This is a genomic window from Marinobacter sp. UBA3607, assembly GCF_002375525.1.
GTDB lineage: Bacteria > Pseudomonadota > Gammaproteobacteria > Pseudomonadales > Oleiphilaceae > Marinobacter > Marinobacter vinifirmus.
Genome location: NZ_DFLY01000029.1, coordinates 1 through 367 on the forward strand (window position 1 = coordinate 1; position 367 = coordinate 367).

Sequence of the window (367 nt, forward strand, 5' to 3'; positions counted from 1 at the left end):
CACGCTAACCCGCGATGAACCTTAAAAAAGGATTGAATGATATGTCTCTGAAGCTCCAAACCATTATTTGTAGTACCCGTCCGGGCCGTAAGGGGCCCTCTGTTGCTGAATGGTTTAGTAACCATGCCAATGAACAGGGAAGCTTTGAAAGCGAGCTGGTGGACCTGGCGGACTTCAATCTCCCCGTCTTCGACGAGCCCAACCACCCACGCATGCAAAAATATGAGCATGCCCACACCAAGGCGTGGTCTGAAAGCGTGGCCAGTGCCGACGCCTATGTATTTGTCATTCCCGAGTACAACTACTGCCCGCCTCCTTCATTCGTGAATGCACTGAACTATCTCTACAACGAGTGGAACTACAAGCC

At 51.2% G+C, this 367-nt stretch carries 1 protein-coding gene; it reads left to right on the forward strand.

All coding sequences use genetic code 11. The features are described 5' to 3' along the window. Positions 1–41: 41 nt before the first annotated feature. Positions 42–367 (forward strand): NADPH-dependent FMN reductase (locus B2589_RS10775; protein WP_286816577.1); only part of this gene is annotated, 326 nt, incomplete at its 3' end.